Source organism: Paraburkholderia caffeinilytica, from assembly GCF_046030355.1.
In the GTDB taxonomy this organism is placed as follows: Bacteria; Pseudomonadota; Gammaproteobacteria; order Burkholderiales; family Burkholderiaceae; genus Paraburkholderia; species Paraburkholderia caffeinilytica_B.
The window spans coordinates 177,851-192,120 of record NZ_JAQQCQ010000001.1 but is presented as its reverse complement, the minus strand read 5'-3'; the positions used below and the strand labels follow the sequence as shown (position 1 = coordinate 192,120).

At 61.5% G+C, this 14,270-nt stretch carries 15 protein-coding genes and 1 pseudogene; 4 read left to right on the top strand and 12 right to left on the bottom strand.

Going from position 1 to position 14,270, the window contains the following annotated elements; translation table 11 throughout:
- Positions 1-3: 3 nt before the first annotated feature.
- The 5 genes from PQQ95_RS00830 to PQQ95_RS00815 form a co-directional block, all read right to left on the bottom strand.
- On the bottom strand, positions 4-1,431 hold the full coding sequence (locus tag PQQ95_RS00830; protein WP_408433747.1) for a CheR family methyltransferase: 1,428 nt from the start codon (positions 1,429-1,431) through the stop codon (positions 4-6).
- A complete protein-coding gene (locus PQQ95_RS00825) occupies positions 1,428-1,892 on the bottom strand; it encodes a chemotaxis protein CheW (protein ID WP_408433744.1) in 465 nt (154 codons plus the stop codon). Before PQQ95_RS00825 ends, PQQ95_RS00830 begins: the two co-directional genes overlap by 4 nt.
- Positions 1,893-1,969: 77 nt before the next feature.
- On the bottom strand, positions 1,970-3,595 hold the full coding sequence (locus PQQ95_RS00820; protein WP_408433741.1) for a methyl-accepting chemotaxis protein: 1,626 nt from the start codon (positions 3,593-3,595) through the stop codon (positions 1,970-1,972).
- Between the two features lie 197 nt (positions 3,596-3,792).
- Positions 3,793-3,951, bottom strand: a complete 159-nt coding sequence (locus PQQ95_RS36615) for a hypothetical protein (protein WP_494471473.1) — start codon at positions 3,949-3,951, stop codon at positions 3,793-3,795.
- Positions 3,876-4,433: a BRO family protein gene (locus tag PQQ95_RS00815; RefSeq protein ID WP_408433739.1), complete on the bottom strand. Its 558-nt coding sequence runs from the start codon at positions 4,431-4,433 to the stop codon at positions 3,876-3,878. The genes PQQ95_RS36615 and PQQ95_RS00815 overlap by 76 nt, the downstream gene beginning before the upstream one ends.
- 289 nt (positions 4,434-4,722) lie before the next feature.
- Here PQQ95_RS00815 and PQQ95_RS00810 point away from each other — a divergent pair, with 289 nt between their 5' ends.
- The gene (locus PQQ95_RS00810; RefSeq protein ID WP_408433736.1) at positions 4,723-5,052 is read left to right on the top strand and encodes an ecotin precursor; all 330 of its coding nucleotides are present in this window, start codon (positions 4,723-4,725) and stop codon (positions 5,050-5,052) included.
- 96 nt (positions 5,053-5,148) lie between these two features.
- Here the strand turns inward: PQQ95_RS00810 and PQQ95_RS00805 are convergent, their stop codons facing one another.
- Positions 5,149-5,310 (bottom strand): hypothetical protein, encoded by a 162-nt coding sequence (locus PQQ95_RS00805; RefSeq protein ID WP_408433733.1) that lies wholly within the window; start codon positions 5,308-5,310, stop codon positions 5,149-5,151.
- A 145-nt stretch (positions 5,311-5,455) separates the two neighbouring features.
- On the opposite strand from PQQ95_RS00805, the gene PQQ95_RS00800 reads away from it, so the two are divergent.
- Positions 5,456-5,671 carry a hypothetical protein gene (locus PQQ95_RS00800; protein ID WP_408433731.1) on the top strand — a complete coding sequence of 72 codons (216 nt, stop codon included), beginning with the start codon at positions 5,456-5,458 and terminating at the stop codon, positions 5,669-5,671.
- Here PQQ95_RS00800 and PQQ95_RS00795 read toward each other — a convergent pair.
- Positions 5,668-6,879, bottom strand: coding sequence for a tyrosine-type recombinase/integrase (locus PQQ95_RS00795; RefSeq protein ID WP_408433728.1), 1,212 nt, complete (start codon positions 6,877-6,879; stop codon positions 5,668-5,670). The two genes, PQQ95_RS00800 and PQQ95_RS00795, sit on opposite strands and share 4 nt — an antisense overlap.
- Positions 6,880-7,056: 177 nt before the next feature.
- Positions 7,057-8,451, bottom strand: coding sequence for a tRNA uridine-5-carboxymethylaminomethyl(34) synthesis GTPase MnmE (mnmE, locus tag PQQ95_RS00790; RefSeq protein ID WP_408433725.1), 1,395 nt, complete (start codon positions 8,449-8,451; stop codon positions 7,057-7,059).
- A gap of 347 nt (positions 8,452-8,798) precedes the next feature.
- On the opposite strand from mnmE, the pseudogene PQQ95_RS00785 reads away from it, so the two are divergent.
- Positions 8,799-9,209, top strand: a pseudogene (locus PQQ95_RS00785) (transcriptional regulator); the annotation flags it as partial.
- A 176-nt stretch (positions 9,210-9,385) separates the two neighbouring features.
- Here the strand turns inward: PQQ95_RS00785 and yidC are convergent.
- The 4 genes from yidC to rpmH form a co-directional block, all read right to left on the bottom strand.
- Positions 9,386-11,047, bottom strand: coding sequence for a membrane protein insertase YidC (yidC, locus tag PQQ95_RS00780; RefSeq protein ID WP_408433723.1), 1,662 nt, complete (start codon positions 11,045-11,047; stop codon positions 9,386-9,388).
- A gap of 30 nt (positions 11,048-11,077) precedes the next feature.
- Positions 11,078-11,308 (bottom strand): membrane protein insertion efficiency factor YidD, encoded by a 231-nt coding sequence (gene yidD / locus PQQ95_RS00775; protein WP_007180115.1) that lies wholly within the window; start codon positions 11,306-11,308, stop codon positions 11,078-11,080.
- Positions 11,309-11,426: 118 nt separating this feature from the next.
- Positions 11,427-11,924, bottom strand: coding sequence for a ribonuclease P protein component (gene rnpA / locus PQQ95_RS00770; protein ID WP_408433720.1), 498 nt, complete (start codon positions 11,922-11,924; stop codon positions 11,427-11,429).
- Between the two features lie 14 nt (positions 11,925-11,938).
- Entirely contained in the window at positions 11,939-12,073 is a 135-nt protein-coding gene (gene rpmH, locus PQQ95_RS00765) for a 50S ribosomal protein L34 (RefSeq protein ID WP_004198824.1), read from the bottom strand.
- Positions 12,074-12,467: 394 nt separating this feature from the next.
- On the opposite strand from rpmH, the gene dnaA reads away from it, so the two are divergent.
- Positions 12,468-14,108, top strand: a complete 1,641-nt coding sequence (gene dnaA / locus PQQ95_RS00760; RefSeq protein WP_408433717.1) for a chromosomal replication initiator protein DnaA — start codon at positions 12,468-12,470, stop codon at positions 14,106-14,108.
- Positions 14,109-14,270: the final 162 nt, after the last annotated feature.

Here is a 14,270-nt window from a genome sequence, read left to right as displayed (position 1 = left end):
TCTTCAACCACGTTGCGCTCCCCGTGCGCGCGACGCGCGATCCATCAGCAGGCGCGCGCCGTTGCGATCGCCTTCGAGTTCGAGCAGCGTCGCCAGATGCGCGAGCGCCTCGGCGTGCTGCGGTTCGAGATAGAGCGCCTTGCGATACTGGCCGCGTGCGAGGTTTGTATCGCCGCTGGCGTCGGCCAGCACGCCGAGCAGATAGAACGCGTCGGCGTGCGGTGCGTGCTGTTCCAGATAAACGTTGATCGCGTTCGCAGCTTCCGTCAGGCGGCCCGCATCGGCCAACGCCTGCGCGGCTTGTAGCGTGTCGCGTGCGGCGCTGGTCGGCGAGGTGATGTGCGGTGACAAGAACCCGTGCGACTGCGATACGGATGTGTACTGTTTCGGCGTGTGTTGCGGAATATCGTTCGAAAGCGTGCGCTGTGAAATGTCGTTCGGCGGTGTGAACGGCGTCCGCGCAACCGGATCGGGCCACGCGAAAGGCTCGGCTGAGAACACTTGCAGCGGCGCGAGCGCGGGCACCGGCGAATGCGTCATCGCGAGGGCCGCAGCGGTGGCGAGCGGTGCGGTGTGCCAGCCGTTGAGCTGCGCTTCAGCCGGCGCGGCGTGGTGGAACGCAAACGCCAAAGGAATCTTCGCCGACTGCATGCCATAACGCATCAACAGCCCGGTTTCCGCGGGACCAACAAACAGCGTGCCGTTTTCAGCCAGCACGGTGCTGAGCGCATGCAAGGCCGTTTGCTGTGCGTCGCGGTCGAAGTAAATCAGCACGTTGCGGCAGAACACGAAGTCGTAAACACCGAGTGCCGTGGCATCGAGTTGCATCAGATTGGCGCGCGAAAACCGGACCGCATCGACGATGCGCGGGGCAAGACGCCAGCCGTCTTCGGTACGCGTGAAGTGGGCGTCGCGGAATGGAAACGCATTGCCGCGAAACGAATTGCGGCTATACACGGCACGCTGCGCGATGGCCAGCGAGCGCTCGCTGATATCCATTGCGTCGATGCGCATGTGCGCCGCGTCGATGCCGGCGTCGAGCAGCGTCATCGCGATTGTGTACGGCTCTTCGCCGGTCGAGCAGGGCAGACTCAAAATCCGCAGCGGCAGCGCGGTGCCGCGCTCGTCAAGGCGTTCGTGCGCGAGACGCGCCAGCGCCCTGAACGCGTCGGCGTCGCGATAGAACCAGGTTTCCGGTACCACCACCGTTTCGACCAGCGCCTGCAGCATTGAGGGCGATGCGTGCGCGGCTTCCCAGTAATCGGCGAGGGTGGCGTCGGCGTGACCGTCCGCGTACCAGGCCGCAGCGCGCTGGTCGACCGCTCGCTCGATCGATTGATGACCGAGCGACGCTGCGTCGAGCCCGATGGTTCGGTGCAGCAGATCGGCGAAGCGTCGATAGAGCGGCGCGTGATCGTGATGCGCGTTCATGCGTGCGCCTCGGGAAACAGCAGGGCTTTGACGTCGTTGGGCAGCAGATGCTCGACGCGAATCCATTGCACCAGACCGCCTGCTTCGCTCGCCACCGGGCCTAGATAGCGCGCGTGCGGCGTGTCGATGCCGGCGTCATGAAACGCGTCGGCGTTCAGGCGGATGGTGCGCGTGGCGCCTTCGAGCAGCAGCGCGAGCAGGCGCACCGTGCCCGCATGCGGATAGCGCACCAGCACGACGCGTGTCGACATCAACTGTTCGGCGGGACGGCCGAGCGCGAGCGCCGGCAGGTCGATCACCGGCAGCGGCGCGCCTTCGTGATCGAGCACACCCGCGACCCATGACGGTGCGCCGGGAATCGTCTTCGGCGGCGACTGCGGCGTGAGCGGTATCAGACGCTCCACCTGCGTCGCGTCGATCACGTAGCGTTCGTTATCGAGCGTGAAGAGGATGAAGAGCATCGGCGTGGGCTTGAGCTGTAGGAGCGGCGTGGAGGCGGACCGGTGTCAGCGTGCTTCAGTGAGCCCGACGCGGCGCGTCAGGCCACCACCTTGAAGCGCGATACGCCGGTGCGCAAGCTATTGGCGACGTGCGTCAGATCGTCGATGGCCTGGGTCGACTGGCGCAGCGATTCCGCCGTCTGCTGCGCGGCCTCCGAGAGCTGCGTCAGCGCCTGGGTAATCTGCTCGGCGCCGGTGGCTTGCGTCTGCATGCCCTCGTTGACCATCGAGAAGCGTGGGGCGAGTTGCTGCACCTGCTGGATGATCTGCGTGAGATGACCGCCCACGTTCTGCACGTCGAGCATGCCGCGCCGCACTTCTTCGGAGAACTTGTCCATGCCCATCACGCCGGCTGCCACCGCCGACTGGATCTCCTTGACCATCTGTTCGATGTCGTAGGTCGCCACGGCCGTTTGATCCGCGAGACGGCGAATCTCGGTCGCCACGACCGCGAAGCCGCGGCCGTATTCGCCGGCCTTTTCTGCTTCGATCGCCGCATTCAGCGAGAGCAGGTTGGTCTGGTCCGCGACCTTGGTGATGGTGGCGACCACCTGGTTGATGTTGCTGGCCTTCTCGTTGAGGATCGCGAGCTTTGCATTGACTGAGCCGGCCGCTTCCATCACGAGGCGCATGGTGTCTTCCATGCGCGCGAGACCGGCGTGGCCGGTGCCGGCGAGCGCCGCCGACTGGCCGGCGACTTCGGAGACTTCGTTCATGGTGCGCAGCAGGTCGCGCGAGGTTGCGAAGATTTCGCGCGACGTAGCGCCGATCTCGGTGGTGGTCGCCGCGGTTTCGTTCGCGGTGGCCTGCTGTTCACGCGAGGTCGCGGCGATCTCCGTCACCGACGTGGTGACCTGAACCGCCGACTTCTGCGCCTGGCCGACCAGCGCGGTGAGCTCGTCGGTCATGCGGTTGAAGCCCGCTTCCAGCGCGCCGATTTCATCCGCGCGGTTCAGTTGCAGACGCTGCGTGAGGTCGCCCGTGCGCATGACGTCGACGACTTGCAGCACCTTCGCCATCGGCGTGGTGACCGCGCGCAGCAGCCAGTAACCGGCCAATGCAGCGGCGGCGGCGGCGATCAGCAGCATCACGAGCAGCACGACGCGCGTCGCCTCGACCGAACTGCGGATGTTTTCGGCGGCTTTGTCGGCGTCGGCCTTGTTGTTGTCGACCAGCTTGCGCACCGAGACGCGACCGGTTTCCCAGATCGACGTGAGTTGCGTATTAAAGATGCGCGCGGCGTTTTCTTTCGAACTCGGCAAGGTGTTCAACAGGGATGCCTGGATCGGCAGGTACTGCGCGTGTTGCTGGCGGAAGTCATTGAAGGACTCGCGATCGTTGTCGCGGAAGATGGTCGCGCCGTAGTCGCCGAGGAGCTTCTGGAGTATTTGCTCAGTCTCCTGCAAGCGGGCGGTGTCGCGCTTGATGGCGTCGGGGTCCTCGTCGACATAGATGAGACGCTGCGTGACGGTGTAGTTCTCGAACCAGGCCGCGCGCATCGCGGTCGCGTAGTAGAGGCCGGGCATTGAGTCTTCCTGCTGACTCTTCGCGTCGCGGTCGATGCCGCCGAGTTGCTCGAAAGTGACAATTGCCATTGCCAGCATCACGATCAGCACGATCCCGAAGCTGCACAGAATCCGTTGCCGGATGGTCCATTGTTTCACGCGCACGCCCCTTAACTTTTTTTGGCTTCGGCTCGACGCCCGAGGTCGACTTACAGGTCTCAGGGTCGAAGGATCGGAAAGCTTTATGGGTCGTCGGATTTGTCCGACGGGTCATGCGGCGAATTTTACATTGATCGTGGGAATGGGGGGCTGCTCTCGTTCCTGAACGGCTGGTGCGGACGAAAGCGCTCGGTGATTTAGCCCTCCGGTTTTTTGCTTTCCCTTGCAAGGTGCCGAATGCTTGTTTTGGGTGTCGGCAACGCTTCGGGCATGGTTCCGCCTAGCTCCCGGATCGTGTCGCGGACTTTGCCGCCAACTTCGAAGTGCGTCTGATTGGCTTGCTGCTTGCCGTGCACACCATCACGCCGGAGTTTTTCTTCGGTTTGTGTCGCGCGGAAAAGGTTAATTTTTTGTTGTGGTGAGTGAGCTCGCCGCGCAGCATCAGTCTGCGCTGATCTTCCACTATGCCGGCAAACGCTTTTTCGTCGCCGAGTTCCTGGCGCCGTGTCTGAAGGGCAAAGTAGGTCTGGCCGTTTGCGATGACGGGTTTCGATGGATCACCGTTCTGGACGACCAGGTAGCATGCGTAGCGGGAAAGCCGGAAATCCTCGACGGTACGCTGGGCGCCCGAACCCAGGATGACCATTTTTCCCACTTGGGAAAAATGGTCATCGACGCGATGGCCTGAGCGCTCGCACGCCTCGCTTGCCTTTTCGATGACACGCTTGAATTTGTCCCATGTCGCGTATTCAAGAAGCGGCTGAAGTTCTCGCGCCGACCAGAATTCGGCATTCACTTCGTTGACCTGCTTGATTTTGTCAAAGCTGTGATTCGTCATCGTGACCTCCTAATCCGTTGCGCAGGAAGGCAGCTATAGGCTTTGTTAACCTTCCTGAGTTGCGCTGTGATTCTATACAGCGGACCCTGTCTCGGCGATCGGGCGGAGATGACAGAGCGTCAGCGCATTCCTCGCCGGAAAGAGCGGATTTCCTACGCCACTCCTTGCGAGGTCGTAGCTGCCTTGCTCGCGCGACGTTACATCGGTAATGGCCGGTTACCAACTGCAGCATCTATTTCCGTGCGTACCCCACACAATCTGTTCCATGCCTGAACGGCGGGAGCGAAACATGAAAAAGATTGCGGTGGCGTTGTTGATGGTGGGGAGCCTGAGCGTGGCGGGTCAAGCGTCAGCGCATGGCAATGGCGGCGATGTGGTCGGTGCGCTGATCGGTGGCGCCGTGCTGGGTGCGGTGGTGACATCCGTGCTGAATCCGGCGCCTGTGGTCGCTTACCAGCAGCCGGTTTATGCGCAGCCGGTGTATCAGCCGGCGCCCGTGTATGCGGGGCCGCCGCCGGGATACTGCTATGACCAGTACCAGCGTGCGTACGTCGCGTGCGGTGCGCCACCGCCCGCACAATATGGGTATCCGCAGCAGCCTCAGCAGCAGGGCTGGTAATGATGTCAACTGGCACGCGCAGCTTCGATGCTCGCGTGCTACAGAGAAAAAGGCCGTCGCAGGATGCGACGGCCTTGTCTTGTTGGGTATCTCTGCTCAGTGCTTGTGATGCAGCCACTCCGCATAATGCGTATCGAGCCAGCGCTCGAGGCGCTCCGGCTTCGTCTTTTCGTGATAGTGGGACGCCGCCCAGATCGCCACGCCGACCACCAGCATCACCAAAGGTCCCAGCAAATAAGCCATTAACGATTCAGACATGACGCCTCCGTCCCGACGTGCATCGATGTTCTAGTTTAGGCGATGAACGGCGGGAAAAAAGGACGCGGTGAAGGGTTGGCCGGTGGCGCGGCGGGATTGACGTGAATGGGCTTGCGGGGCGTAAGATGAGACGATTGAGAACCTAATGAAGAAAGTATTTTTATTTTTTAAGACAATGGCTTGTCTGTGGTTCTGCTTCATTTGTGTACCATCAGATGCATTGGTGGCCAATGCCAATGCCAATGCCAATGCCAATGCCAATGCCAATGCCAATGCCAATGCCAATGCCAATGCCAATGCCAAGGCGCGTCGTGGCAACCAGCCCGACCCCCATCGCGTTTATCGCATCTGCTGCTCTTAGCCGGTCACACCTTGTCGGCCGGCGTCGATCTGGGCATCGACGAAATCCGCCCACAGTTGGAGCGCCTGGCGCCGTTCCGTGGCATGCCCAGCGTGATGCTCTCCGCCCGGAGCGTCTTTGACGGTATGCGCCAGCGCGATCTCAATGGCGTCCACGGGCTGTCCCATCTCGCGTAGGTGGGTCGCGGCAGTGCGTCGAAAATCGTGCAGGACGAAATGCTCCACGTCGAGTCCGAGCGATTTGACGGCTTGATTGAGCGTGCTCTTCGCGATCGGCCGATCGTCACCCCGGACGCTGGGGAATACGAAATTCCGGCTGGTTTTCGTGTCCTGAAGCTCGCGGAGCAGGGTGACCGCCTGATGCGGGAGATGCACCACATGCTTACGGTCCTTATTCATGCGTTCAGCCGGGATCGTCCATCGCGCGGCGTCGAGATTGAATTCGGACCAGGCCGCTTCGACGAGGTCCGATTTCCGCACCATTGTCAGCACCAGCAGATGCAAAGCCAGTTTCAGTGGGCGTCTAATGTTCGAGGCGTAGATCGCCCGGAGCGTGGCGCCTATCTCGTCAGGATCGAGCACGCGGGTGCGGCTGTCCGGCGTCGCGATGAAGCGTGCGGGGATGAGTTCTGCCGGATTGGTCGTGGCGAGTTGCCGGGCGATCAGGTACTCATAGAGCCGCTTGACGGCGTTGCGCGTGTGCAGCGCCATCTTGGGCGAGCCGCGGCTTTTGATCTGGTCGCATATCGCGCGGATGTCGTCGTCCGTCACCGCTTTGATCGGCTTGGCGCCGATGGCGGGGAGGACGTCCTTTTCGAGCGCGCGCCGCGTGGTGCGCTGATACTCGGCCGACTTGCCGGCCATCTCCGTTGCGAGATAAAGCTCGGCGCCTTCGCGCAGCACCTCTGCTTTGCTTTCCGCGCCGCGGTCGCGCCGCGCGGTGGCCACCGGCGAGATGCCGCTCGCGACCATCTCCGCGTACCTCTGCGCCTTGGCGCGTGCGACTCGCAGCGAAATCATCCGGTAGTCGCCGATCGTGGCCAGCGGCTGACGCTTGCCGTTCAGCGTATAGCGGAAGCGCCAGACCTTGGTGCCGGTTGTCATGATTTCGATGACGAGGCCGTTGCCGTCTGCGACGCAATATCGGGTGGCGCGTGGTTCAAGCGCACGGATCTGCGATTCGGTAAGGGGGACGGCTAGTTTTGGCATGGCGGATCGGTTGATACACGGACAGCGGGGATTTTAAACCGGTTGTTCTTTGTGTACCAAAGGAATGCGGTGTTTTAGGTTAACAGATGAGGCCTGGCACAGGCTCAGAGGACTGTGGTGAAAGGCCGTGTGAGGCCTTTTAAATAAGCCTTTCTGCCCGATAACTGCGAACTCGATCTACTTGCCGATACAAAACCGGCTGAAAATCACCCCAAGCAAATCGTCCGAGCTGAATTCGCCGGTAATCGAGTTCAGTTGATCCTGCGCGAGACGCAGCTCTTCAGCGAACAGATCGAGCGCCTGAGAATTCTGATCGGCATGCGCTGCAGCCGTCGCCAGATGCTCCTGCGCCGCGCGCAGCGCAATCAGATGCCGCTCGCGCGCGAGGTAGACGCTCTCCGCGCCGGCCTGCCAGCCGGCGATGCGCAGCAATTCCTCACGCAGCAACGCGACACCATCGCCCTGTTTCGCCGACAGCCGCACTTCGCTGAGTTCGAGATCCGCGTCGAGCGGCGTTACGGTCGGCGCGAGGCCGGTCAGATCCGTCTTGTTCAGCACGCGCACCACCGGCACACCGCTCGGGAAGCGCGACGCGATCGTTTCGTCTTCGGCGGTCATGCCGATGCGTGCGTCGAGCAGATGCAGGACGACGTCCGCACGTTCGATCTCGTTCCATGTGCGCGCAATGCCGATCTTTTCCACCTCGTCTTCGGTATCGCGCAGGCCGGCGGTGTCGATCACATGCAGCGGAATGCCTTCAATCTGGATGGTCTGCGCGACCTTGTCGCGTGTCGTGCCGGCGATTGGCGTGACAATGGCCAATTCCGCGCCGGCGAGCGCGTTCAGCAGCGACGACTTGCCGACGTTCGGCTGTCCCGCCAGCACCACCGACAAACCCTCACGCAGCAATGCGCCTTGACGCGCTTCGCTCAGCACGTGCGCGAGGCGCTCGCGAATCCGCGCGAGCTTGCCGCGGGCGTCGGCGGCTTCGAGAAAGTCGATTTCTTCTTCCGGGAAATCGAGCGTGGCTTCGACCAGCATCCGCAGCGTGATGACTTCTTCGACCAGCGCGTGGATGTCGCGCGAAAACGCACCGTCGAGCGAGCGGCCCGCCGAGCGTGCGGCTGCCTCGGTGCTGGCCTCGATCAGATCGGCGACGGCTTCTGCTTGTGCCAGATCCAGCTTGTCATTGAGAAACGCGCGCCGCGTGAATTCGCCCGGCTCCGCCAGCCGCAGACCGAACGCACGGCCGGCGTCGATGCAACGCTGCAGTACCAGTTGCAGCACGACCGGACCGCCGTGACCTTGGAGTTCGAGCACATGCTCGCCGGTATAGGAGTGCGGCGCGGGAAAGTACAGCGCGATGCCGCGGTCGAGCGCACTGCCGGCGTCATCGAGGAACGGCACATAACTCGCGTGACGTGGCGCAAGTGCCTGCCCCGTGAGTGCTTGCATCAGCGGCTGTGCGGCGGCTTCCCCGGCGCGGCCAAACGAAATCCGCACGACCCCGATCCCGCCTCGACCGGGTGCGGTGGCAATGGCGACGATCGGATCGGAATCGGTGGCGAGCATGAGAACGGGTTGTCAGAAGAGATTGAATGCGCATGAGTGGGCGCCGGGCATTGTAACGCGGGCGTCCTCTCGCTCTGGATTGGCATCCGACTCCTAATGTCGCCCCATTCCTCATAAGACAAATAAGGATTTATCTCGCACAAGCTAAGATAGCCTAAGACGAACTTGCGACTGATCGACGCATCAGAATGCCTAAAACGCACACTGCACAAGGAAAAGACGGTGTTCGACAAAATCGTGAAACACGTTATTCGGTGGCGATTTCAGGCTAAAAATAGCTTATTTAAGCAATAAAATTGCGCAACTGGTTGTCCACTGATTATGCGCCGAATTGCACAATCGGGCCCATGCCGACCTCCAAAGAAAAAGCAGCTTTCGCCAAACGGCTGAAAGACTCACTCCCCAAAGATATTAAGGGTGGGACCGATTTGGCCAGGGAATTCAACCTGCTTTATAGCAATGGCCCTGCCGTCTCACCACAAACCGCGCACAAATGGCTCGCGGGTACGACGATTCCAAAGCGCGATAAGTTGCAGGTTTTAGCGACGTGGCTGCAAAAGGACGTTCACTGGCTCCACTACGGGCCGACGCCATCCGGTAAGGCGAAACCACTTGGCCGTGGCGAGAAATATCCGATGACGCCGGAAACGATCGAGCTGGTAACGAAGATGGCTAACCGCTTTGTGGGTTTGTCGCCGAGGCAGCGCAATCTGGTGGAAGAACTGATGACGGAATTTGACGGCGGCACGCAACAGGAAACCGACGCCGCGCCTGAGGACGCATCGGCATCGGCATCGGCATCGAAAGATAAGGGTTCGTCCACCGAGGTATAAAAAAAGCCACCCGGCGCAAACCGGGCGGCTTTTTTATAACCAGCTTCTGTTTTTGCCTGTCAGCGGGCGCTACCGTCAACCCGCTTCAGGCAAGACATCTATCAGGCCGCTTTCGCCTTCGACTGACCCATCATCCGCGTGATGTAGTACTGCTGGGCGATCGACAGCACGTTGTTCACGACGTAGTACAGCACCAGACCGGCTGGGAAGAAGAAGAACATGACCGAGAACGCGATCGGCATGAACATCATCATCTTGGCTTGAACCGGGTCCGGCGGCGTCGGGTTCAGCTTGGTCTGCAGGAACATCGAGACGGCCATCAGCACCGGCAGGATGAAGAACGGATCCTGTTGCGACAGATCGTGAATCCAGAGAATCCACGGCGCGCCGCGCATTTCAACCGACGACAGCAGCACCCAGTACAGCGAGATGAACACCGGAATCTGAATCACGACCGGCAGACAGCCGCCGAACGGATTGACCTTCTCGGTCTTGTACAGCTCCATCAGCGCCGAGTTCATCTTCTGCGGATCGCCCTTGAAGCGTTCACGCAGCGCTTGCATGCGCGGCGTAATCGCCTTCATGCGCGCCATCGACTTGTAGCTCGCTGCCGACAGCGGGAAGAACACGGCCTTGATCAGCAGCGTGAGCAGCACGATCGACCAGCCCCAGTTGCCGACATAGCTGTGGATCTTTTCGAGCAGCCAGAACAGCGGCTTCGCGATGATCGTCACCCAGCCGTAGTCCTTCACCAGTTCCAGACCCGGCGCGATGCCTTCGAGCATGCGCTCTTCTTCCGGACCGGCGAACAGGCGTGCAGAGACGTCAACCGATTGTCCCGGGGCGATGGCCGCCACCGGTTGCTTCACGCCGACGCGATACAGCGTCGGATCGATCTTCTCGACATAGATATCGCGCTTCGCGCCTTGCTGCGGAATCCACGCCGACGCGAAATAATGCTGCACCATCGCGATCCAGCCGTTGTCGGCCGAATTGACGAAGTCTTCCTTGTTCTTGTCGATGTCGCTGAACGTCATCTTCTGGAAGTGGTGCTGGTCGGTGTAGACAGCCGGTCCGATGAACGTGTGCGAGAAGCGCGGCGTTTCCACCGGCGTGTCGTCACGCACCAGTTCCATATAGACCGACGGCGTGACCGGCGCGGTGCCGACGTTCTCGATCTTCGTGTCGACGCCGATCACATAGCTGCCGCGCGTGAACGTGTAGGTCTTGATGACCTTCACGCCACCCTTCACCGCCGACTCGAGGCTGAGCTGGAACGACTTGGCGTCGCCCGTCAGATCGTGCGGCTGGTTCGGCACCGGCGTGAAGATGTCGGTGTGGTTCGGGAAATCACCGCCGAGCAGACCGGTGCGCGCCAGATACGTATGGTTCGCGGTGCGGTCGAACAGCGTGATGACCAGATCGGGCTGCTTGCCGTCGCCTTGCTTGACGAGCGACAACTTCGACAGCGTGCCGCCGCGGGTGTCGATCTCGCCGTTATAGACGTCGGTGCTGAAGCTGATCAGTTGGCCTTGGGCCGCGGCAGCCGGCGCGGTGCCCGGCGCTGCTGTGTTGGTGGCCGGCAGATCGGCGGATTGGGTTCCCGGCGTCGTGGTTCCCGGTGCGGCGCTACCGACGGTCTTGGTCGGGTTGGCGCTCGGGAAGAACATCGACGGGCGTCCGTGGTCGCGTTGCCAGTTGTCGAACAGCATGACCGCTGACATGAAAAAGATGACCCATAGGACGGTGCGTTTGATATCCATGCGTTGTCTCAGTGTCGATGGAACGGCGCGTCAGCGCTTTTCAGAAGTGGGAGGCGGGACGAGATCGATGCCGCCCGCGGAAAACGGGTGGCAGCGGCAAATACGCCTGGCGGCGAGATAAGTCCCGCGCGCGGCGCCATGATACTGGATTGCTTCGCGCGCGTAATCAGAGCAGGAAGGGTAAAAACGGCACCGGTTGCCGAGCATGGGGCTCACAGCAACTTTGTAAAACCGCAGTAAAGCGATGAGTACCGTTTGCATGGCTGGTGCGGCCGGACGGCGCCGCGCAATGTGGAGTACCGGGTGAGGCCCGCGCAGCTTGGCTGCCGTAGCTATCCCGGCGAACCGGATAGCTGCGAAGCGGGTACTCACTTGAGCGTCATTCCGTCTTGGGCGCTTCCGCGGGCGGCGCCTCGCGACGGATAATTTCGCGCGCTGCCTTGTCGAGCAGCGCCTCTATCTCGCTGCGGCACAGCGCCCTCAACGGCGGCGACGAAGCGCTCGGTAAAGCCTTCTTGTCGAAGCGCGTGTGCAGACGCAGCAGCACATCCCAACCGCCGAATTCCGCGCGACGCAGCCGAAAGGCTTCACGCGCGAGTCGGCGTACCAGATTACGCGTGGCCGCGCGCGGCGCATACTTCTTGCCGATCACGAGACCCAAGCGAGCGTCGTTGCCGGTGGGCCGGCCGTACACCACGAAGTGCGCGGTGCGGCGCCACGGGCGCAAACGAAAAACGGATGAAAATTCATCCGTTTTCAGTAGCCTTGCGGCTTTGGGGAAGGCGGCTTGCGCTCGCAACGGAACCGAGCCCAGTTGCGGCGCCCCTGCCGCTCCCGCTTCGCCGCGGGCATTGCCAGCCACAGACGGAGCGCGCAATCCGCTCGCCAACCTTAGATGGCGAGGCGCTTGCGGCCCTTCGCGCGACGTGCGTTGATGACCTTGCGGCCACCTGCGGTCTTCATGCGAACGCGAAAGCCGTGGGTGCGCTTGCGACGGGTAACGGAAGGTTGGTAAGTACGTTTCATGTTGCTCTCACTTGATCGAAAAATAACCGCGCGATCATCGCTGAAAGCGCAATGGCCGGAGGTTTACTGAATTGGTTTTCGCGGAACCCGCTATTTAAACCGGTTTTTCGTTGACCGTCAATAGTTTAGCCTGGTTCAGCCTGTCCCCAGGAAGAGTTCACAAGATGATCCGTCCCTGTGGATAACTCCCTTTCGCCAACGTTTTGGCGTTAGAATCTCGCCTTACTTCCCAAAAATTCTGCACGCCGCTCCGGCTCGCTTGCCCCGCAAACCCTTGTGGCACAAGCGCCTGGAGCCATTACGCCTGGTTCGGCCTGGCTGCTCAGGGCCTTGTTGCGTATGTGCGACAGGGGCAGCGGCGAACCGCCGTGCACACCATAACGACAGCAACTCGATGAACGATTTCTGGCAACACTGTTCCGCATTGCTGGAGCGCGAGCTAACGCCCCAGCAGTACGTGACGTGGATCAAACCGTTGGCCCCGGTCGCCTTCGACGCCGCTGCGAACACGCTTAGCATCGCTGCGCCGAACCGCTTCAAGCTCGACTGGGTCAAGAGCCAGTTCTCCGGCCGCATTTCCGATATGGCACGCGACTTCTGGCAGACGCCAGTCGACGTGCAATTTGTGTTGGACCCCAAAGCCGGCATGCGCGCGCCGGCGGCGACTTCGTCGCCGGCCCCGTCGCGTCCGTCTTCCGCGCCGGGTTCGATGGGCGCTGGCCATTCGCCGTCGGGTGCAAACGGCGGCGGTGCCGCAGTGGACGCCGCTGTTGGCGCCGTGCAATCGGCACAGGCCGCGCGCGCCAATGGCGCGAACAGTGCGATGGCGACCCTCAACGCGAATGCACGCGCAGCGGCTGACCACAACGCAAGCGCACGCGCGGCGGCTGACGATGCCGCCGACCTCGATCTCCCCAGCCTCGACGCGAACGAAGCCGCGGCCGCCCGCCGTACATGGCGTCCAGGCCAAAGCGCCAGTTCGAACGGCAACGGCGAGAACGACTCGATGTACGAGCGCTCGAAGCTCAACCCCGTGCTGACCTTCGACAATTTCGTGACCGGTAAGGCCAACCAGTTGGCGCGCGCCGCGGCGATTCAGGTCGCGGACAATCCCGGCATCTCGTACAACCCGCTGTTCCTATATGGCGGCGTGGGTCTGGGCAAGACCCACCTGATCCACGCGATCGGCAACCAGCTTCTCATGGACAAGGCCGGCGCCCGGATTCGCTACATCCACGCGGAACAGTATGTGTCCGACGTGGTGAAGGCCTACCAGCGCAAGGCGTTCGACGATTTCAAACGCTACTACCACTCGCTCGACCTGCTGCTGATCGACGATATTCAATTTTTCTCAGGCAAGTCGCGCACACAAGAGGAATTCTTCTACGCGTTCGAGGCGCTGGTTGCGAACAAGGCGCAGGTGATCATCACCAGCGACACGTATCCGAAGGAGATCTCCGGTATCGACGACCGCCTGATCTCGCGCTTCGACTCTGGCTTGACCGTGGCGATCGAGCCGCCCGAGCTGGAAATGCGCGTCGCGATTCTGATGCGCAAGGCGCAATCCGAGTTCGTGAGCCTGAATGAAGACGTCGCGTTCTTCGTCGCCAAGCATCTGCGCTCGAACGTCCGTGAACTGGAAGGCGCGCTGCGCAAGATCCTCGCGTACTCAAAGTTCCACGGCCGCGAAATCACGATTGAAGTGACGAAAGAAGCGCTAAAAGACCTGTTGACGGTGCAAAACCGGCAGATTTCGGTGGAAAACATCCAGAAGACCACGGCTGACTTCTACAGCATCAAGGTTGCGGACATGTATTCGAAGAAGCGTCCGGCGAACATTGCGCGGCCGCGGCAGATCGCGATGTATCTGGCGAAGGAGCTGACGCAGAAGAGTTTGCCGGAAATCGGCGAGCTGTTTGGCGGGCGCGACCACACCACCGTGCTGCACGCAGTGCGCAAGATCGCCGCCGAGCGTGGCACGGACGCGCAGCTGAACCACGAACTGCACGTGCTGGAGCAAACGCTGAAAGGTTAAGCAGCCTGGAAGGAAATTTCGATCTGTTTATTTCGGAAGTCGCCCCCATTTTAGTGGAGCGGTTCCGTTTTCAGGCACAATACAGGTTTAACCGCCCGGCGGCCGCGGGCGGAATTCACGCCGTGACAGGCGCTGCGTGGCGCCGGCGGGGAGCCGCGGTTG